At 71.7% G+C, this 19,178-nt stretch carries 22 protein-coding genes; 13 read left to right on the top strand and 9 right to left on the bottom strand.

Translation table 11 applies throughout. The features are described from left to right. Positions 1-13 precede the first annotated feature (13 nt). Together ACZ44S_RS02445 and ACZ44S_RS02440 are read left to right on the top strand one after the other, a co-directional pair. Positions 14-988: a helix-turn-helix transcriptional regulator gene (locus tag ACZ44S_RS02445; RefSeq protein ID WP_466923560.1), complete on the top strand. Its 975-nt coding sequence runs from the start codon at positions 14-16 to the stop codon at positions 986-988. Between the two features lie 167 nt (positions 989-1,155). Further along, positions 1,156-1,674, top strand: coding sequence for a DUF4240 domain-containing protein (locus tag ACZ44S_RS02440; protein WP_466923659.1), 519 nt, complete (start codon positions 1,156-1,158; stop codon positions 1,672-1,674). Positions 1,675-1,700: 26 nt separating this feature from the next. Here the strand turns inward: ACZ44S_RS02440 and ACZ44S_RS02435 are convergent, their stop codons facing one another. Together ACZ44S_RS02435 and ACZ44S_RS02430 are read right to left on the bottom strand one after the other, a co-directional pair. Further along, positions 1,701-1,877 carry a hypothetical protein gene (locus ACZ44S_RS02435; protein ID WP_466923558.1) on the bottom strand — a complete coding sequence of 59 codons (177 nt, stop codon included), beginning with the start codon at positions 1,875-1,877 and terminating at the stop codon, positions 1,701-1,703. Further along, positions 1,874-2,794 carry a peptidoglycan recognition protein family protein gene (locus tag ACZ44S_RS02430; RefSeq protein WP_466923555.1) on the bottom strand — a complete coding sequence of 307 codons (921 nt, stop codon included), beginning with the start codon at positions 2,792-2,794 and terminating at the stop codon, positions 1,874-1,876. The genes ACZ44S_RS02435 and ACZ44S_RS02430 overlap by 4 nt, the downstream gene beginning before the upstream one ends. Before the next feature lie 199 nt (positions 2,795-2,993). Between ACZ44S_RS02430 and ACZ44S_RS02425 the strand changes: the two genes are divergently transcribed. Beyond that, on the top strand, positions 2,994-4,178 hold the full coding sequence (locus ACZ44S_RS02425; protein ID WP_466923552.1) for a MarP family serine protease: 1,185 nt from the start codon (positions 2,994-2,996) through the stop codon (positions 4,176-4,178). A 22-nt stretch (positions 4,179-4,200) separates the two neighbouring features. On the opposite strand, the gene ACZ44S_RS02420 is transcribed toward ACZ44S_RS02425, so the two are convergent. Beyond that, positions 4,201-5,595, bottom strand: coding sequence for an NAD(P)/FAD-dependent oxidoreductase (locus ACZ44S_RS02420; protein ID WP_466923549.1), 1,395 nt, complete (start codon positions 5,593-5,595; stop codon positions 4,201-4,203). 190 nt (positions 5,596-5,785) lie between these two features. Continuing rightward, positions 5,786-6,679, bottom strand: a complete 894-nt coding sequence (locus ACZ44S_RS02415) for a TIGR01777 family oxidoreductase (protein WP_466923547.1) — start codon at positions 6,677-6,679, stop codon at positions 5,786-5,788. Between the two features lie 71 nt (positions 6,680-6,750). Here ACZ44S_RS02415 and ACZ44S_RS02410 point away from each other — a divergent pair, with 71 nt between their 5' ends. Next, positions 6,751-7,242: a GNAT family N-acetyltransferase gene (locus tag ACZ44S_RS02410; protein ID WP_466923544.1), complete on the top strand. Its 492-nt coding sequence runs from the start codon at positions 6,751-6,753 to the stop codon at positions 7,240-7,242. A 147-nt stretch (positions 7,243-7,389) separates the two neighbouring features. On the opposite strand, the gene ACZ44S_RS02405 is transcribed toward ACZ44S_RS02410, so the two are convergent. Beyond that, entirely contained in the window at positions 7,390-8,856 is a 1,467-nt protein-coding gene (locus tag ACZ44S_RS02405) for a regulator (protein ID WP_466923541.1), read from the bottom strand. A gap of 277 nt (positions 8,857-9,133) precedes the next feature. On the opposite strand from ACZ44S_RS02405, the gene lipB reads away from it, so the two are divergent. The 4 genes from lipB (at position 9,134) to ACZ44S_RS02385 (ending at position 12,310) form a co-directional block, all read left to right on the top strand. Then, entirely contained in the window at positions 9,134-9,931 is a 798-nt protein-coding gene (gene lipB, locus ACZ44S_RS02400) for a lipoyl(octanoyl) transferase LipB (protein WP_466923539.1), read from the top strand. Between the two features lie 153 nt (positions 9,932-10,084). After that, a complete protein-coding gene (gene lipA / locus ACZ44S_RS02395; protein WP_466923537.1) occupies positions 10,085-11,074 on the top strand; it encodes a lipoyl synthase in 990 nt (329 codons plus the stop codon). A gap of 258 nt (positions 11,075-11,332) precedes the next feature. Continuing rightward, entirely contained in the window at positions 11,333-11,533 is a 201-nt protein-coding gene (locus tag ACZ44S_RS02390) for an SCO2195 family GlnR-regulated protein (protein ID WP_466923534.1), read from the top strand. A 72-nt stretch (positions 11,534-11,605) separates the two neighbouring features. Then, entirely contained in the window at positions 11,606-12,310 is a 705-nt protein-coding gene (locus tag ACZ44S_RS02385) for a DUF4191 domain-containing protein (protein WP_466923532.1), read from the top strand. Between the two features lie 118 nt (positions 12,311-12,428). Here the strand turns inward: ACZ44S_RS02385 and ACZ44S_RS02380 are convergent, their stop codons facing one another. Further along, the gene (locus ACZ44S_RS02380) at positions 12,429-12,899 is read right to left on the bottom strand and encodes an RDD family protein (protein WP_466923529.1); all 471 of its coding nucleotides are present in this window, start codon (positions 12,897-12,899) and stop codon (positions 12,429-12,431) included. Positions 12,900-13,109: 210 nt separating this feature from the next. Between ACZ44S_RS02380 and glnA the strand changes: the two genes are divergently transcribed. Further along, a complete protein-coding gene (gene glnA / locus ACZ44S_RS02375) occupies positions 13,110-14,519 on the top strand; it encodes a type I glutamate--ammonia ligase (protein ID WP_466923527.1) in 1,410 nt (469 codons plus the stop codon). A 131-nt stretch (positions 14,520-14,650) separates the two neighbouring features. Further along, complete coding sequence (locus tag ACZ44S_RS02370; RefSeq protein WP_466923525.1) at positions 14,651-14,908, top strand: SCO2583/SCO2584 N-terminal domain-containing protein; 258 nt, start codon at positions 14,651-14,653, stop codon at positions 14,906-14,908. On the opposite strand, the gene ACZ44S_RS02365 is transcribed toward ACZ44S_RS02370, so the two are convergent. The 3 genes from ACZ44S_RS02365 to ACZ44S_RS02355 all read right to left on the bottom strand — a co-directional run bounded on the left by ACZ44S_RS02365 (position 14,884) and on the right by ACZ44S_RS02355 (position 16,382). Further along, on the bottom strand, positions 14,884-15,267 hold the full coding sequence (locus ACZ44S_RS02365; protein ID WP_466923522.1) for an ABC transporter permease: 384 nt from the start codon (positions 15,265-15,267) through the stop codon (positions 14,884-14,886). The two genes, ACZ44S_RS02370 and ACZ44S_RS02365, sit on opposite strands and share 25 nt — an antisense overlap. A gap of 526 nt (positions 15,268-15,793) precedes the next feature. Continuing rightward, positions 15,794-16,018, bottom strand: coding sequence for a hypothetical protein (locus tag ACZ44S_RS02360; RefSeq protein WP_466923519.1), 225 nt, complete (start codon positions 16,016-16,018; stop codon positions 15,794-15,796). A 49-nt stretch (positions 16,019-16,067) separates the two neighbouring features. Continuing rightward, positions 16,068-16,382: a hypothetical protein gene (locus ACZ44S_RS02355; protein ID WP_466923517.1), complete on the bottom strand. Its 315-nt coding sequence runs from the start codon at positions 16,380-16,382 to the stop codon at positions 16,068-16,070. A 230-nt stretch (positions 16,383-16,612) separates the two neighbouring features. Between ACZ44S_RS02355 and ACZ44S_RS02350 the strand changes: the two genes are divergently transcribed. The 3 genes from ACZ44S_RS02350 (at position 16,613) to glnII (ending at position 19,047) form a co-directional block, all read left to right on the top strand. Further along, entirely contained in the window at positions 16,613-16,984 is a 372-nt protein-coding gene (locus tag ACZ44S_RS02350) for an arsenate reductase family protein (protein ID WP_466923514.1), read from the top strand. Positions 16,985-17,083: 99 nt separating this feature from the next. Next, positions 17,084-17,749, top strand: a complete 666-nt coding sequence (locus ACZ44S_RS02345; protein ID WP_466923512.1) for an RlpA-like double-psi beta-barrel domain-containing protein — start codon at positions 17,084-17,086, stop codon at positions 17,747-17,749. A 269-nt stretch (positions 17,750-18,018) separates the two neighbouring features. Then, positions 18,019-19,047, top strand: a complete 1,029-nt coding sequence (gene glnII / locus ACZ44S_RS02340) for a glutamine synthetase (protein WP_466923510.1) — start codon at positions 18,019-18,021, stop codon at positions 19,045-19,047. Positions 19,048-19,178: the final 131 nt, after the last annotated feature.

Raw genomic sequence — 19,178 nt, 5'->3', positions numbered from 1 at the left:
CATGATGGGGCGCATGCGTGCTGCCCGACTGATCAAAATGGTGCTGATGCTGCAGTCCCGGCCCTCGATGACCGCAGCCGAACTGGCGCGGGAGCTGGAGGTGTCGGAGCGCACGGTCACCCGGGACGCGCAGGCGCTGTCGGAGGCCGGGGTGCCGGTGTACGCGGACCGGGGGCGGATCGGTGGGTACCGGCTGGTCGGCGGGTACCGGACGCGGCTGACCGGGCTGGCCCGCAGCGAGGCGGAGGCGCTGTTCCTGTCCGGGGTGCCGGGGGCGTTGCGCGAGATGGGTCTGGAGGACGCGGCCTCGGCGGCCCGGCTGAAGGTGTCGGCCGCCCTGCTGCCCTCCCTCCGGGACGCCTCCCGCACGGCGGCGCAGCGGTTCCATCTGGACGCCCCGAACTGGTTCCACGAGCCGGCGACACCCGTACTGCTGCCGGCGGTCGCGGACGCGGTGTGGGACGACCGGCGGATCACCGCCCGCTACCGGCGCGGCGAGCACGACGTGGAGCGGGAGCTGGAGCCGTACGGGCTCGTGCTCAAGGCGGGTGCCTGGTACCTGTGCGCGCGGGTGGCCGGGGGCGGGTCCTTCCGGGTGTACCGGATCGACCGGTTCACGGCGGTGGAGGCGGGCGAGGAGCGTTTCGAGCGTGCGGAGGAGTTCGATCTGCCGGCGTTCTGGGAGGAGCGGGCGGAGCAGTTCGCGCGGTCGATCCTGCGAGCGGAGGTGGTGGTGCGGCTGTCGGCGGAGGGGGTGCGGCGGCTCGCGCACGTCGTGGATCCGCTGTCCGCGCGGGAGGCGCTGGAGCGGGCGGGTGAGCCGGACTGCGGCGGGCGGGTGACGGTGACGCTGCCGGTGGAGTCCGAGGAGGTCGCCCATACGCAACTGACGGCGCTGGGGGCGGAGGTGGAGGTGCTGGCGCCCGCGGAGTTGCGGGAGCGGTTCGCGCGGGAGGCTGCGCGGCTGGCGGAGTTGTACGGGGGGTGAGCGAGGGTGGCCCCGGCTCGGGCCCGGGCTTCCTCGCCCCCGCCGCCCCTTCCCGTCCCGAACCTGGGGGGCTTCGCCCTCCCCAGGACCCCCTTTTGCGCCGTTCCCCGCGCCCCTGGTTCACTGCGGGTGCGTCTGCGGGCCTCAGGGCCGATGCTTGACCCGTGATGGACGAGACGGAGTTCTGGGAGCTGGTGGACACCGCCCGGGAGGACGCCGAGGGCGACCCGGAGGAGCAGGCGGATCTGCTCGTGGAGCGGCTGGTACGGCTGGACCCGGAGGCCGTGCTGGACTTCGCCCGTCATTTCGAGTCCCGCTACCACCGCGCCTACCACTGGGACCTGTGGGGCGCCGCGTGGGTGCTGCTGGGCGGGGCGAGCGACGACGCCTTCGACTACTTCCGGTGCTGGCTGATCGGCCAGGGCCGGGAGGTGTTCGAGGGCGCCCTGCACGATCCGGACGCGCTCGCCGAGCTGCTGGACGACTTCGACGAGGAGCTCGACGGCGACGGCGAGGACCTGGGCTACGCGGCGGACGAGGCGTACGAGCAGCTCACCGGAACCGTGGCACCCGACCTCGAGCTGCCTCCGGCCCCGGCGGAGCCGGAGGGCACACCGCTCGACTTCGAGAACGAGGCGCTGCTCGCGGAGCGCTATCCGCGGCTCTGGGAGCGTTTCGGGGACTGAGCCGCGAAGGCGCGCGCACCGCGGGTTCACAGACGCCGGTGCGGACTCGGCGTGTGACGCAGGGGTGCGGCGTTGGCCTGCATGAGGGCGGAGGCGGTGTGGCACGCCGGGCCGAGGACGACGGCAGCGGCGGCGCACAGCACCGTCCAGGGGCGGCGCAGGGCGTCCGCCCAGGTGGTACTTCGGTCAGGGGTGTCGCTCATGAGGTCTGCTCTTCGTTCTGTGTGACGTTCTGCTTCAGGACGGGCTGTAGGTCGTCGCGGGTGTCCTTCCGAGTGGCCTGCTGTGCGGTCTCGCGGCCCTGGATACGGGCGGCGAGGGTCCTGATGTCCGGGAGGCGGGCCTGGAGGGCGGCGCCCGGGCAGCTGGTCATGTAGCCGTCGCTGTGTCCGGCGATCGCGTGCAGCGTGGCGGTGGTGCCGGCCGCGTAGCGGCTGCCGCCGTTGCTGGAGACCATCTGCACCTCGCCGCGCGGGTCGGTGCCGGACGTGCCGAGCTTCCAGGCGGACAGCTCGGCGATCGACCGCAGCATCTCCTCGGGCACGGGCACTCCCTCGGTGAAGGTGCCGAGGGCGGCGATGCCGGTGCTGCGGTGGTTGAAGCCCTGGGTGTGGGCGCCGGTGACGGGCTGGTCGGTGCCGCCGGCGCGGCCCTCGTAGATGGTGCCGCAGCGGTCGACGACGAAGTTGTAGCCGAGGTCGTCCCAGTCGCGGCCGAGGGTCTGGCCCTCGTACAGGGCCCTGATGATGCCGGGCGCGTCCGCGCAGTCGTAGCCGTTGGGCGAGTCGGTGTGGTGGATGAAGACGGCGACGACCGTGTCGTCGTAGCGCGGCGGCGGCTGCTCGCGGGCGCCGTCGCCCAGCCAGGCCGAGCGGGGCAGGATCGGCGGCCGGGGGGCCTGGAAGGCGGGCTCCGTCCGTGCGGCGGCGGAGGCGGCGCCGGACTCGGCGGCCCGCTCGACGCCGTAGGCGCACAGGACCAGGGCGACGGCGGCGGCCAGGCCCGGCACACAGCCGAGCGCGACCTTGGCGGCTGCGGGCGGGCGCCGCGAGCCGGGCCCGCCGGGTATCCGCGGGGAGCGGCGTCTCCGCGCTCCGCGCTGTCGTCTCGGGACACGCATGGTCTCACTGTGGGGCCGATCGGCGTGGTCCGCGATCTGTGATGTGCCACCCGGTGGAACCATCGTCCTGGTCCGTGACGTTTTCCCCAGTGCGCGCGTGCCCGGGCGCTTTCCGGCGGCCGCACGACGCGACGCTGATCACCGGGCCCCTCCGCGCCGTATGGAAGGGTCCGGTGGTCCCGAGAGAAAGGCGGCGTGCGTGGACCTGCTCGACATCCTGCTGTTGCTGGTCGTCCTGGCCTACGCGGCGTCCGGTTACCGGCGCGGGCTGCTGGCCGGCTGTGTCTCACTGGCCGGTTTCGTGGGCGGCGCGGTGGTCGGCGTGTGGATCCTGCCGTGGATCATGGACCTGGTCACGCCGGGGACCACCCGGGCGACGGTGGCGGCGGTCTTCACGGTGCTGCTGCCGGCGGTGGTGGGCCATGAGCTGGCGGGGCGGCTGGCGCTGCGGCTGCGGCGGGAGCTGGACCGGGGGCCGCTGAGGGTGGCGGACGGGGTCGGCGGGGCGGTGGCCAACTCGGTGGCGGTGCTGATCGTGGCGTGGGTGGCGGCGAGCGTGCTGGGCGCGTCCTCCTCCCCGCTGGTCACGTCGGCGATCCGGGACTCGCGGCTGCTGGGCGCGGTGCAGGACACGATGCCGGACACCACCCCGGGCTGGTTCTCGCGGGCCACCTCGGCGCTCACCGAGGCGGGCTTCCCGCAGGTGTTCAACCCGTTCGAGAACGAGTCGACCGCCGAGGTCGCCGCGCCCACCGGCGACAGCGTCACCGCGGCCGCCACCCGCGCCGCGCAGCGCAGCACGGTGAAGGTGGAGGGCGTCGCCGGGACCCAGGGCCGTGAGGGCAGCGGCTTCGTCTACGCGCGGGAGCATGTGATGACCAACGCCCATGTGGTGGCCGGCATCGACGATCCGACCGTGCGCGTGGGCGGGGTCGGGCGGACGTACGACGCGCGGGTGGTGCTCTTCGACCCGCGCAAGGACGTGGCCGTGCTGTACGTGCCGGATCTGCGGGCGCCCGTCCTGGAGTTCGACGACGACGCCGACCGGGGCGATTCCGCGGTCGTCGCGGGCTACCCGCAGGACGGCGATCTGAACCTGCAGGCGGCGACGGTCGCGGGCCGGGTGCAGGCGCGCGGGCAGAACATCTACAACGACGCGACGGTCACCCGCGAGATCTACTCGATCCGCTCCACGGTCCGCCCCGGCAACTCCGGCGGCCCGCTGCTGACCACCGGCGGCCAGGTGTACGGCGTGGTGTTCGCGCGCTCCACCTCGGACACCGAGACCGGCTACGTCCTGACGGCCGACGAGGTGGCGGACGACGCGGAGCGCGCCGCGGAGGCGACGGCGCCGGTGGACACGGGCCCGCTGGTGACCTCGTGACGTGTCCGCCGGCGCGGCGCCCTCATGCCGCCCGGGCGGTCGGCACCGGGTCCGCCGTGTGCAGGGGCCGGTTCACGCCCAGGTCGGCCAGGAGTGCGGCCGTGGCGCGCTGAGCCGACCGCAGGGCGCCCTCGACCGTCCCGGTGTCCCGGTGGTCCCCGCACACGTACAGCCCCGCCAGCAGCCGCACCGGCCGCCGCAGATCGAGCGGCGGGCGCATCGCGGGCACCGCGTCCGCGGTGTGGCGCACGGCGAGCGTCTCCCAGCGTGCCGTCGACACCCCGTACAGCCGGGCCAGGTGCATCCGTACGGCGGTGTCGATCCCCGGCACCGAGGGGCCCAGCACCGTGGACGTCACCAGGGTACGGCCGGCCGGTGCCCGGGACGGGTCGACGCGGCTCACGACGGCCGTGTACGCGACCGGCCCGCCCCGATCGGCGTCCAGCAGCAGCGACGCGCCGGTGGCGGGCGGCTCGTCGGTCGTGTGGTGCACCACGGTCACCGGGTGGAAGTCCGGCACCCGCAGGCCGGGCAGCAGTTCGGCCGCCGCCCGCGCACCGGTGGCGATCAGCACCGCGCCGCACCGGAACTCCCCGTGCTCCGCGGTCGCCACCGATGTCGTCGACACGGACGTCACCCGCACCCCCGTGTGCACCGTGCCGGGCGCCAGCGTCCGCGCCAGCTGCTGCGGCAACGCCTCCGCGCCGCCCTCCGGCAGACACAGCCGCCCGCTCGCGAACGCGTGCAGTGCCAGATCCGCGCACCGGCTGGACGTGGTGAGGTCCGGGTCGCACAGCAGGGCGGCGAGGAGCGGGCGCAGGAAGCCGTCGATCGTGCGGGCGGGCAGGCCCCGGGCCACCAGCGCCTCGGCGGCGGGCAGTTCGGGCCGGGCCAGCAGCCGTTCGACGGGGGTGCCCGCGAGCCGGGCGAGCGCGGCCCCGAGCCGGGCCTGGTCCATCGCCGTGCCCAGCGGGGCGCCGCTGCGGCGGCGGGGCACGGACACCTGCCGTCCGGGCACGGCCGCCGGCCTTCGCGGGCCGGCTCCCGCCCGGGGGGCGCTCGCCAGGGCGCGCACCGCATGGAGTGCGCTCCTGGTGCCGCGCGCCCGCGCACCCGGCTGCACGCCGGCACGATGGTGCCGTCCGTCGCTGTGCAGCAGGACCCCGGGGTCGAAGGGCCGCAGCGCGGGCCCTTCGGGGCCCGGACGCAGTTCCGGATGCGCCGTGGACAGCAACCGCCCGATCCTGTCGAGCCGGAAGCCGTCGACCTTCTCGGTCGTCATGCGGCCGCCCACCTCATGGGCTGTCTCCAGGACGACGGTGGTGACTCCTGCGCTGGTCAGTCGTCGCGCCGCGGAGAGTCCGGCGATCCCGGCTCCCACGACGACGACGTCCGCCTGGTACGTGGGCTCAAGCACGTGCCCCTCCTCGAGGTTGCGCGGGCGCTGGAGACGTCATGCCCTCAACAGGCCCCAGGGATACCCGAGTTCTGGTCGAGGTTAGGACCGTGATCGGCCACCGGGTCAGTCGCGCATGGGCAGTGCACGGGCGCACGACGGTCGCATACGCATGCCGTATGGGCACGAAGTGGTCGAAGAGGGCTCAGTTTCACAACGCCGCCCGCACGGCTCCCTCGATCCGGGGGAACGCGAACCGGAATCCCGACTCCAGCAGCCGCGTCGGCAGCACCCGGGCGCTGCCGAGCACCTCCCCGGCCATCTCGCCGAGCACCGTCCGCAGCACCGGCGCGGGCACCGCGAACACCGCCGGCCGACGCAGCACACGGGACATCGCCTCGGTGACCTCACGGTTGGTGACCGGATGAGGGGACGTCAGATTGAACGGACCGGACAGCCCGTCATGGTCGAGAAGATGACGCAGGGCCGCCACCTCGTCGTGCAGGGCGATGAACGACCAGTACTGGCGCCCATCGCCCATCCGCCCACCGAGCCCCGCCCGGAACAGCGGAAACAGCCTGCTCCACGCGCCACCGCCGCGCGCCACCACCAGACCGGTCCGCGCGAACACCGTACGGACACCGGCCGCCTGTGCGGCCGCCTCCCACTCCACGCACAGGTGCGGAAGGAAGCCCGTGCCGGGCGGGGCGCTCTCGTCGACCGGCCGGTCACCGGTCTCGCCGTAGTAGCCGATCGCGCTGCCGTTCAGGAACACCCGCGGCCGGACGTCCGCGGGCAGCCCGGCGACGGCCTCGGCGAGTGCCGCGGTGCCCCGCACCCGTCCGGCACGGATCCGCTCCTTGTACTCCTCCGTCCAGCGCCGGTTGCCGACGCCGGCGCCCGCCAGGTTCACCACAGCGTCGCACCCCGCGAGCCCCTCGGCGTCCACGGACCCCCGCTCCGGATCCCACCGGACCTCGTCCGCTCCCTGCGGCGCCCGCCGCACCAGCCGCACCACCGTGTGCCCGTCCGCCGTCAGGGACCGGGCCAGGGCACCACCGATGAGCCCGGACGCCCCGGCCACCGCGATTCGCGCTCGTTCCATGCCGCCATCCTGCCCCTCTCGCCCCGTAAATCACGGAGATGACGGTGCATTCCGGTCGTACAGTGGCCCACATGCCCGAGCCGCACATACGCATCGCCCGTCCGGACGACGAGGGCGAACTGGCCCGCATCGACCACGAGACCTGGTCCCCCGTCCACGCCGTGACCCCGCCGCCGCAGCCGCCGTACGACTCCTTCTTCACCGAGCGCTCCGGCCCCAAGGACCACCGGGTCGCCGAGCACGAGGGAAGGCTCGTGGGGTACGTCCGTCTCGGCCACCCCACCGCACTCGCCTCCAACGCGCACGTACGGCAGATCCGCGGCCTCGCCGTCCTGGCGGAGGCACGCGGCCTCGGCGTGGGCCGGGCCCTGGTACGGGCCGCCGTCGCGGACGCCAGAAAGCACGGCGCCCGCCGGATCACCCTGCGCGTGCTCGGCCACAACACCGCGGCCCGCAAGCTCTACGAGTCGGAGGGCTTCGTAGTGGAAGGAGTACAGCCGGGCGAGTTCTACGTGGACGGCGCATACGTCGACGACATCATGATGGGCCGGCCCCTGACCTGAGCGCGCACACGGACGACGCCAGACGGACCGACCGCTGATCCGAGCAGCCGCACACGGCGAGGAGGGGCCGGGGCGGGGGTGCCCGCCCCGGCCCCGCACCCCCACCGAAGGAACACCTACGCCCCGGGCCCGAAAACCCGCACCCCCTCAGACGTAAGCCGCGGTCCTGTCCCGATACGTACGCACAGGAGCCGCATCCCGGTACGGCTCCAGCTTGCGCTCGAAGTCACGGACGTACTCCACCGCCCGCACGGAGCGCATCTCGGCCGCCTGCGCCGCCGCCTCCGCCGCCAGTTGGCAGGCCTGGTCGAGCTCGCCAAGACCCAGCCGGGCCGTGGCCAGCACCACCCGGCAGAACAGCCGGCTGCGCGCATACCCCGGCGCCCGCAGTTGCAGCGAGCGCTCCGCATGCTGCGCGGCGGCCCGGTACTGCTGCAGATCCCGGTGACAGTGCCCGAACTCGTCCGCGAGCTGTGCCTCGTCGAAGAAGCGCGCCCAGTACGGCACCTCGTCCCCGGGCCGCGCCCCTTCCAGCGCACGTTCCGCGCGCACCAGCGCGGCCGTGCAGGCCCGCACCTCCCCCAGCACCCCGTGCCCCCGCGCCTCCGCGGCGTGCAGCAGCGCCTGCACGGCGGGCGGCGCCGAACTCCCCGCCCCCTGCTGGGCGACCCGGGTGAGCTGCACCGCCTCCCGCCCATGCCCGAGGTAGACGGCCTGTCGGCTCATCGTGACCAGGACATACGCACCGTAGGCCCGGTCCCCCGCCGCCTGCGCGAGCCGCAGCGCCTGCACGAAGTAGCGCTGCGCGAGCCCGTGCGCGGCGATGTCGTAGGACGTCCACCCGGCCAGCCGGGTCAGATCCGCCGCGGCGGCGAAGAGCCGGCGCCCGGTCTGCTCGCCGTAGGTGCCCCGCAGCATCGGCTCGCACTCGTGCTCCAGGTAGCGAACCAGGGCCTGGCGGGCGTGCCCGCCCCCGTACGCGTCGTCGAGGGTGCGGAACAGTTCCCCCACCGACCGCAGCGCGGCGATGTCACCGCCGCTGACCCGGTGTCCGGGCCCTCGTTCCGCCGCACCGCCCCGACGGGCGGCGAGCGCGGACGGCGGCGCCACCGCCCGCGCCGCGGGCCGTCCCTGCGCGGGGACCCGCACCGGCGGCTCCGCGCGGGCCACCTTGTCGTCGGCCCGCCCGATCAGCCAGTCCCGGCTCGGCACCACCAGCCCCGCCGAGGTGAAGGCGATTTTGCGCAGCTCCGCATGGCTGCCGGAGTCCTTGCGCCACAGCCCGCTGACGATGTCGACGGCCTCGTCCGGGGTGGCCGCGAACTCCAGTCCCGCGTAGACGGGAGCGCAGGCGTCCAGCCCCAGGTCCTGGGCGGTCAGGCGGCGCCCGAGACGCCGGGTGAAGACCTCGGCGATCAGCGCCGGCGTCGTCCCCCTCGGCTGCTGGCCGCGCAGCCAGCGGGTCACGGATGTCTTGTCGTATCTCAGGTCGAGCCCGTGTTCGAGACCGAGCTGGTCCACGCGACGGGCGAGTCCCGCGTTGGAGAACCCCGCTTCTGCGATGAGCGCGGCGAGCTGTCGGTTGGGGGTGCGCTGCGCGGGTCGTTCCGTCATCTGCGGTGCGGTCTCCTGCCTTCCGGCTCCTGGTGTGCCGGGATTGCCTGTGAGCAGCCCTGATGGCCTCATGGGACGGCGCGAATGTAGCGGAGAGTAAACACCCGGTCGCACACTTCGACCACCATTCATCCGATCGTGTGAGAATTGCCCGAAAGCTGACGAAGACCGTCCGCGGACCGGCCACAGGACGCCCGCCGACCACCGCCCCCTCGAACGGTCGTACAGTGGCGTGGGCGCGTTTCGCGCCTGACGACCTTCCAGGGAGGCGCTTGCGGTGAGTGCGTTGCGGTTCGTCCGGATGGGCTTCGGGGCCGAGGCCGTCGACTATCAGGTGGCCTGGGACGAGCAGCGCCGGGTGCACGCGGCGCGGTTCGCCGACGAGGTGCCCGACACCGTCATCCTCCTGGAGCACCCCCCGGTCTACACGGCCGGCCGCCGCACCGAGGCGAGCGAGCGCCCGCTCGACGGCACCCCGGTCATCGACGTGGACCGCGGCGGCAAGATCACCTGGCACGGTCCCGGCCAGCTGGTGGGCTACCCCATCCAGAAGCTCCCCCGCCCGGTGGACGTGGTCGCGCACGTCCGCCGTCTGGAGGAGGCCCTGATCCGCACCTGCGCGGAGTTCGGCCTGGAGACCACCCGGGTCGAGGGCCGCAGCGGCGTCTGGGTCCTCGGCGACCCGGTCGAGCAGCGCCCCGCCCTCGGCGGCCTCTCCCTGGACTTCGACCCCCGTCTGCACGACGACGAGTTCGACCCCCGTCTCAACGGACCGGAGTACGCCCCCTCCAACGCCGGCCAGCGCCGCGAGGACCGCAAGATCGCGGCGATCGGCATCCGCGTGGCGAAGGGCGTCACGATGCACGGCTTCGCACTGAACGTGAACCCCGACAACAAGTGGTTCGACAGGATCATCCCGTGCGGGATCCGGGACGCGGGTGTCGCCTCCCTCGCGGCCGAACTGGGCCGTGACATCACGATCGAGGAGGTGCTCCCCGTCATCGAGCGCCACCTCCGCGACATCCTGGAGAACGCGGATCCCAAGCCGCGGGAGATCGAGAGGACACCGGCATAAAAGCCGCCCGCCCGGCGTTGCACGTCACGGCGTAACGGGCCCCGACGAGGACGGGGGCGGGCTGCCCTCAGCAGGCCGACACCCTCGCCGGGCATTCATATCAACGGGCGTACGCTTGAGCACGCCGAAGAATCAATCGCTAGGGAGCCGGTCGTGTCCGCAGTCGCACCCGACGGACGCAAGATGCTGCGCCTGGAGGTCCGCAACAGCCAGACCCCCATCGAGCGCAAGCCCGAGTGGATCAAGACCCGGGCGAAAATGGGCCCCGAGTACTCCAAGATGCAGAACCTCGTCAAGAGCGAGGGGCTGCACACGGTCTGCCAGGAAGCCGGCTGTCCGAACATCTACGAGTGCTGGGAGGACCGCGAGGCCACCTTCCTCATCGGCGGCGACCAGTGCACCCGGCGCTGCGACTTCTGCCAGATCGACACCGGCAAGCCCGAGGCCCTCGACCGTGACGAGCCGCGCCGCGTGGGCGAGTCCGTGGTCACCATGGACCTGAACTACGCCACCATCACCGGCGTGGCCCGCGACGACCTGGAGGACGGCGGCGCCTGGCTGTACGCGGAGACCGTGCGCCAGATCCACGCGCAGACCGCGGACCGCGCGGAGGGCCGCACCAAGGTCGAGCTGCTGGCCCCGGACTTCAACGCGGTCCCGGAGCAGCTCGCGGAGGTCTTCTCCTCCCGCCCCGAGGTCTTCGCGCACAACGTCGAGACGGTCCCCCGGATCTTCAAGCGGATCCGCCCCGGCTTCCGCTACGACCGCTCGCTGAAGGTCATCACCGACGCCCGTGACTACGGCCTGGTCACCAAGTCCAACCTGATCCTCGGCATGGGCGAGACCCGCGAGGAGGTCAGCGAGGCGCTGAGGCAGCTGCACGACGCCGGCTGCGAGCTGGTCACCATCACCCAGTACCTGCGGCCCTCCGTGCGCCACCACCCCGTGGAGCGCTGGGTGAAGCCGCACGAGTTCGTGGAGCTGAAGGAGGAGGCCGAACAGATCGGCTTCTCCGGAGTGATGTCCGGCCCGCTGGTCCGCTCCTCGTACCGCGCCGGCCGGCTGTACCGGATGGCCGTCGAGCTGCGTCAATCAGCTGCTTCGCAGCGGGGCGGCACGTACGTCGCCTCCCAGGCGGTCTGACGCAGCCCCGGCGGCACACCTCCGACGACGTGTGAACTCACACACAAGGCCCTACCGGCCAGTAATGGCCGAGAGCACGCGGTCCCGACCGTCCTCGCAGATGAGGGCACAGGTCGGGACCGCGTCGGCGTTCCGGGGCCCCGCACGGAGGCTTCATGCCTGTTTGACCGGCCGGTCACGCCCTGGTAACACCAGTCAGTGAGCCTGGAATCACAGCACGCACACCCCTACCCGTCGGCACCGAGGGAGACCTCCACCATGCAGGCCGCGCCTGTCCGCGCCACCGCCATCCCGTCCTTCTCCACCGCGTTGCGCGCCGTCGAGTCGCTGCTGATGAGCGGCGGCCAGCGCACCGCCCGGCGCAACGCCTGGACCTCCGTCCTCGAGGACCGCCGTCGCGCCAAGGACCGGATCGAGACCCAGCGCGTCCTCGACCTGACCGTGACCACCCGCCCCTGACGCGTCCGCCGAACCCGGCCACCCCGGGCACTGCCGTCGAGGGCACTCCTGGGGACACGTAGACTTCATGCCATGGCGAGGAAGGAACCCGCAGCGGACGCTGCGAACCCCGGGCGACTGAAGCAGATCGCCCTGACCTACAAGATGACCCGCAGGGCCGACAAGAAGATCGGTCTTGTACTCGCGGCTGTCGGAATCGTCACCTTCGGTGTCTTCCTCGCGATCGGCTTCTTGATCGGGCACCCCATCTATCTCGGCATCCTGGGCCTTCTGCTCGCCTTCCTCGCGACGGCGATCGTGTTCGGGCGCCGGGCCGAGCGAGCGGCCTTCGGGCAGATGGAGGGACAGCCGGGCGCCGCCGCGGCCGTGCTCGACAACATCGGCCGGGGCTGGACGACCACCCCGGCGGTGGCGATGAACCGCAGCCAGGACGTGGTGCACCGGGCGGTCGGCAAGGCCGGCATCGTGCTGGTCGCGGAGGGCAACCCGAACCGGGTGAAGAGCCTGCTGGCCTCCGAGAAGAAGAAGATGAACCGCATCGTCGCGGACGTCCCGGTGCACGATCTGATCGTGGGCACGGGCGAGGGCCAGGTCGAGCTGAAGAAGCTGCGCACGACCATGCTGAAGCTCCCGCGCGTGCTCACCGGCCCGCAGGTCACCGCGACCAACGACCGGCTGCGCGCCCTGGGCGACCTGATGAGCAACATGCCGCTGCCGAAGGGCCCGATGCCCAAGGGCATGAAGCTGCCGAAGGGCGGCGGACCGCGCGGCCGCTGAGACCCGTCAGCTCCCGGACATGACGACGGGGGGCGCCGGAAGAGATTCCGGCGCCCCCCGTCGTCGTATCGGACCGCCTCGGACCGCCCCGTCCACCGTCCTTCGTCCCGGGGTCGGATCAGACCCGGACCTCGACCGTGCGGGCCAGCCGGTCGTGCAGACCGCGCCCGTCGCGGTCCCAGACGAGGGCCGGCACGGCCAGGCACAGCAGGGCCGAGCGCACCAGTCCGCGCAGCGGCTGGACCCGGCCGTTGTCCACGGCGATCACCCGCAGCCCGAACAGACGCTTGCCCGGGGTGAAGCCGACCGTGCCGACGGTGAGGACGCTCAGCACCAGGAACACCAGCAGCGCCCAGTTGCCGGTCGTCTGTCCGTCGTAGCCGTCGGTGAGCAGACCGTATGCGATCAGCATGCACAGACCCCAGTCCACGGCGAGGGCGCCGAGCCTGCGGCCGGGGCGTGCGATCGAGCCCGGGCCGTGTTCCGGCAGCCCCAGCTGCTCGCCGCGGTATCCGAACTCGGCACCGGCTTCCTCCAGCGCCGCACGCGGCCCGGACAGCCATGATCCGATTGCTTGCCTGTTGTCCACCCGTCCACGGTACTGCGCCCGGATATGACCACAGGACGGCGGGGTGCGTCGGGGCTACCGTGGGAGTGGGCCCGGTTAACTTGTGCGAAACAAATGGGTCACGCACGAGAAATGACCCGTCCCTAGGGTCGAGTGCAGCGTGTGCCACCCGCACTGGCCGCACGAACGATCTACCACCCCGGCGGGACGGTCGGGAGTAGGAGGAGCTGGATGTTCCAGAACGCCGACGAGGCCAAGAAGTTCATCGCGGACGAGGACGTCAAGTTCATCGACGTCCGGTTCTGCGACCTCCCGGGTGTGATGCAGCACGTCACGGTGCCGGCGGAGGCGTTCGACCCCGACGACGAGCTGGCCTTCGACGGATCCTCGATCCGTGGTTTCCAGGCCATCCACGAGTCCGACATGGCGCTGCGCGCGGACCTGTCGACCGCCCGGGTCGACCCGTTCCGCCGCGACAAGACGCTGAACATCAACTTCTTCATCCACGACCCGATCACGGGCGAGCAGTACTCCCGTGACCCGCGCAACGTGGCCAAGAAGGCCGAGGCCTACCTCGCCTCGACCGGTATCGCGGACACCGCGTACTTCGGTCCCGAGGCCGAGTTCTACGTCTTCGACAGCGTGCGCTTCAAGACCTCCGAGAACGAGTCCTTCTACCACATCGACTCCGAGGCGGGCGCCTGGAACACCGGCGCGCTGGAGGACAACCGCGGCTACAAGGTCCGTTACAAGGGCGGCTACTTCCCGGTTCCGCCGGTCGACCACTTCGCCGACCTGCGCGCCGAGATCTCCCTGGAGCTGGCCAAGGCCGGTCTGAAGGTCGAGCGTCAGCACCACGAGGTGGGCACCGCCGGCCAGGCCGAGATCAACTACAAGTTCAACACCCTGCTGGCCGCCGCCGACGACCTGCAGCTCTTCAAGTACATCGTGAAGAACGTCGCCTGGCGCAACGGCAAGACCGCGACCTTCATGCCGAAGCCGATCTTCGGTGACAACGGTTCGGGCATGCACGTCCACCAGTCGCTGTGGGCGGGCGGCGAGCCGCTCTTCTACGACGAGCAGGGCTACGCCGGTCTGTCGGACACCGCCCGCTACTACATCGGCGGCATCCTCAAGCACGCCCCGTCGCTGCTGGCCTTCACCAACCCGACGGTGAACTCCTACCACCGCCTGGTGCCCGGCTTCGAGGCCCCGGTGAACCTGGTGTACTCGCAGCGCAACCGCTCCGCCGCGATGCGCATCCCGATCACCGGCTCCAACCCGAAGGCCAAGCGCGTGGAGTTCCGCGCCCCGGACGCCTCCGGCAACCCGTACCTGGCCTTCTCGGCGCTGCTCCTCGCGGGCCTGGACGGCATCAAGAACAAGATCGAGCCGGCCGAGCCGATCGACAAGGACCTCTACGAGCTGGCTCCCGAGGAGCACGCGAACGTGGCCCAGGTCCCGACCTCCCTCGGCGCCGTCCTCGACCGCCTCGAGGCCGACCACGAGTTCCTCCTCCAGGGCGACGTATTCACGCCGGACCTGATCGAGACGTGGATCGACTTCAAGCGGGAGAACGAGATCGCCCCGCTGCAGCTCCGCCCGCACCCGCACGAGTTCGAGCTGTACTTCGACGTGTGACCGGCCGACGGCGCCCCCGTGCCTGGATCCTCCAGGGGCGGGGGCGCCGTCGTGTGTCCGGAAAGCTTCCCTCTCCGCGCCCGGGGAGGGATCATTTATCTGACACTGCTGTTCGAGAGAAGGTCACGGGGATGTCAGAAAGGGACGACGAAGAGCGGGAGTTCGACATCAAGTGGGCGGACGGCGCCGAGCACAAGGAGCCGTCGGCACGGGCCCGCATGCTCGCCGCCCGCTGGAAGGACAACCCGCCCGGACCGGTCCCGTTCCGGGGCGAGCCGGAGCACCGGGGCTCGGCGGGCCGCTCGTCGTGGGTGTCGACGGCCGTGGTGCTCGGCTGTGTCGTCGCGGTGATCGTGCTGCTCGGCTACATCAACTCCCGCCCGTACTGATCCCCACGCACCGTCGGGGAGGTGCGGGAAGCGCGCAGGGCGGGCACCGTTCCCGCCGCCGCGGTCACCAGGACGAGGGCGGTGAGGACCGCCGCGAGCTGCCCCACCGGGACGGTGAAGGGGGCGCTCGTCTCGGCGACACGGACCACCAGCCAGGAGTACGGCACAGCGAGGGCCAGACCGAGGACCCCGCCCAGTACGCCGTGGAGCGCGCACTCGGCCGTGACCATGCGGTGCACGGCCGCCGCGCCGAGCCCCAGGGCCCGCAGCAGGCCGAACTCGCGTCGGCGTTCGGCCACGGTGAGACTCGCCGTGGTCGCGACTCCGGCGACCGCCACCAGGACCGTCAGGCCCAGCATCAGGACCGCCGTCGTGGCTGTCGTCCGCAGGTCGTCCGAGCCCGTTTCCTGTGCGGCCGTGTCCTCGGCGACGACCCGGCCGTCGCCGCGCTCCGGACCGGTCAGGGTGTCGGTGACGGCACGCTGCGCCCGGATCCGCCCCTGCGCGCCGTCCTCCGAGACGTTGGCGGTGAACCTTCACGTCCTTCGCCGAGGTAGCCGTCGTCCATCTGTGCGCGGCGCTCGGTGACGATGCGCTGCGCCAGCCGGCAGTCCTCCGCGGACGCCTGGCTGAGCTCGACGAGACGGTTGCGCTTGCGGGACTGTGGGGTGGCGTGGTGTTCATCGGATCCTCCAGGATCTTCTCGGCCGCGTTCGGCGGCAGTGAGAAGTCTGGATTCCGGCGGCCCGGCGGACATCGGGCACCGAGGGGAGATCCGAGGCACCGGATCCGGCACGCCGGGCGGGGTGGTTCCTGCACCCCTGGGGGCAGGGTCGAGGGCCGGTTCTGCACCCTCAGGGGGAGGGACGGACCAGCCCGGACTCGTTAGGCGAAGGCGACGGCCTGGGCACGGTCCCGCAGATGAAGCTTCGCCATGGCGACCAGGGCGAGCACGTCCCGTTCGCGCGCGGTGAGGACGTCGAGCCGTTCGGCCTGTCCGTTCGCCGGTGCCAGCCGGTCCGAGACCCGGTCGAGGAGCAGCCGGGTGATGCCCGGCGCCACCACCGACTCCCCCGCGGCCAGGACCCGCGCACCTCCGGCGTGCGGCACGACGGTGCCGGGCGCCCCGCGACGGAGGCGCCCGGCAGCGGTCCCGGTCTCAGCGGTTGTAGCGCATGAACGCGCGCACCATGTGGCACGTGGTGTCCGACGGCGGGTGCACGCCGATCAGCTCCGCCGTGCTCCGTATCTTCTCGTTGCGCGCCTGGTTGGGCAGGTAGACGCCGGAGTCGAGCAGGGCGATGGCGAGCCGCATCGCCTTGAGCCGGCGGTTGTGCGTGACGTACCACTCACGCGGGCGGCCCGGCGGCAGCGGACGCTTCTCCACCGGGGCGCAGGGCATGTCGAGCAGCACGGGACGCTTGGCGGTGGACTGGGTGGGCTGGGGCTTCGGCTTCAGTGCGGCAGCGGGCACGGGCATCCTCCTGTCGCGGTCGGGGCGGCCCGCCGGGGTCCACGACGACCCCGGCGACTCCCTCGAACACTGCTGACAGTTTACTGCCCGCCACTGACAATCAGCAGACCTGCTCAAGCCAACAAATGGGCTGGTGGGTACGGGTTTTGTCGCTGCGTCACAGCTCTCTCGGCAGACACGTGCGAGGCGGCGGCAAATTCGAACAGAGGGGGCGGCGTACCGTGTGCGGCATGGAGATCTGGATCAATCCCGCCTGTTCCAAGTGCCGTAGCGCCCTCAGCCTGCTCGACGCCGAGGGGGCCGAGTACACCGTGCGGAGGTATCTGGAGGAGGTGCCCGGTGAGGAGGAGATCCGCAAGGTGCTGGAGCGGCTCGGTCTCGAGCCGTGGGACATCACCCGGACCCAGGAGGCGGTCGCCACGGAACTGGGGCTCAAGGAGTGGGAGCGGGAGGCCGGTACGCGGGACCGCTGGATCGCGGCCCTCGCCGCGCATCCCGAACTGATCCAGCGGCCGATCATCACGGCGGACGACGGCACGGCGGTGGTCGGCCGTACGGAGGAGGCCGTACGGGACGCCCTCTCCCGCCGAACCGACGTGTGACACAGGCCACTTCGGCGATTTGGCCCGACCGCTGAGCAACTCCGTTCGGTATCTCGTACATAGCGGCGTACGCCCCCCTACCTCTTCGAGGAGGCGCGCATGTCGCGCAGGAGAACTCTCGGTCCGAAGAAGAAGCTCGCGCTGTTGCTGAGCGCCGCCACGGTGGCGGGAGGCGGCGCCTTCGTCATGGCGACCACGTCGAACGCCTCCCCACCGGCGGCCACCACCAAGTCGGCGGCGGACTCGACCGTCTGTCAGGGGCTCGCCACCGCGCTCGGCAACAACGAGAGGTTCATCGAGGGCCAGCGGGCCGACCCCGACGCGCAGTCGGAGGCGCGGATCGCCAACCGCGAGGCGGTCATCGCCCAGATCAAGGTTCAGCAGGAGGCGTCCGGGTGCACGGTTGGGGAGTCGGCTCAGGACTCTCGGACCGCGCAGCCGGAGCAGCCCGCTCCGTCCCAGCCGGCCCAGGGCGAACAGGGCGAGCAGGCCGGTGGTGACGGTGCCGCGGCCGTGGGTGAGCAGGTGTGCAACGGCTCCACCGTCACCCTCTCCGGTGAGGACGGCGCCCCGGCGGCGTCCAGCAACCAGTTCCCGGCCGGTACGAAGCTGAAGGTCACCAACCTGGACAACAACAAGTCCACGACGGTGGAGGTCACCTCGGTGTCCGGCAGCTGTGTGCTGCTCAACAACGCGGCCTTCGAGCAGGTCCGCGAGGCCGGCAAGTTCCTGATCCGGCGCGCGGTGATCGAGAAGGTGGGGTGAGGTCCCGGGTTCCGTAGGCAGGGCCCGCCGCTCCGGGGTCGGGAGCGGCGGGCCCTTCGCGTGCCCTCGCATACACTCCGCCCGCCTTCCCGCGCGCGCTCACGGAGTGCGGCGGGGCACACCGCATGTCAGGTAACACGGGGTTCACATTCGGGCAATGGCCGGGAAATCGCCTGTTGACAGGCTGCGGGCATCGACGGCGGCGCCCCAGTGCCGCAGCGCCGCAGCACCCGCACAAGCGCCAGACCCACCCCCGAAGGATGTGGACCGTGAGCTTCAAGGCCGAGTACATCTGGATCGACGGCACCGAGCCGACCGCCAAGCTGCGTTCCAAGACGAAGATCCTGGGCGACGACGCCAAGGGCGCGGACCTGCCGATCTGGGGCTTCGACGGGTCCTCCACCAACCAGGCCAAGGGGCACGCCTCCGACCGCGTCCTCAAGCCGGTGTTCGTCTGCCCGGACCCGATCCGCGGCGGTGACGACGTCCTGGTGCTGTGCGAGGTCCTCAACACGGACATGACGCCGCACGAGTCCAACACCCGTGCCGCGCTGGCCGAGGTCGCCGAGAAGTTCGCCGCCCAGGAGCCGGTCTTCGGCATCGAGCAGGAGTACACCTTCTTCAAGGGCTCCCGCCCGCTCGGCTTCCCCGAGGGCGGCTTCCCGGCCGCGCAGGGCGGTTACTACTGCGGTGTCGGCTCGGACGAGATCTTCGGCCGTGACGTCGTCGAGGCGCACCTGGAGAACTGCCTGAAGGCGGGTCTGGGCATCTCCGGCATCAACGCCGAGGTCATGCCCGGCCAGTGGGAGTTCCAGGTGGGCCCGCTGGCCCCGCTGGAGGTCTCCGACCAGCTGTGGGTGGCCCGCTGGCTGCTCTACCGCACCGCCGAGGACTTCGAGGTCTCCGCCACCCTGGACCCCAAGCCGGTCAAGGGCGACTGGAACGGCGCCGGCGCGCACACCAACTTCTCCACCAAGGCGATGCGCGAGGGATACGACGCGATCATCACCGCGTGCGAGTCGCTCGGTGAGGGCTCCAAGCCGCTGGACCACGTCAAGAACTACGGCGCCGGCATCGACGACCGTCTCACCGGTCTGCACGAGACCGCCCCGTGGAACGAGTACTCCTACGGCGTCTCCGACCGCGGTGCCTCGGTGCGCATCCCGTGGCAGGTCGAGAAGGACGGCAAGGGCTACATCGAGGACCGCCGTCCGAACGCCAACGTCGACCCGTACGTGGTGACCCGTCTGCTGGTCGACACGTGCTGCACCGCGCTGGAGAAGGCCGGCCAGGTCTGATCCGCACCGCAGTCGCCGCGAGGGGGGGGGGGGGGGGGAAAGAGGGGGAAAACCAAGAACCCCTCCAAAAAAAAACACCCCCCCCCCCCAACAAAAAAAAAGGAAAAAAATAAAGAGAGGGAGAGTACTTT

This window comes from Streptomyces malachitofuscus (assembly GCF_055571035.1).
This window is presented reverse-complemented; position numbering and strand designations above follow the sequence as displayed.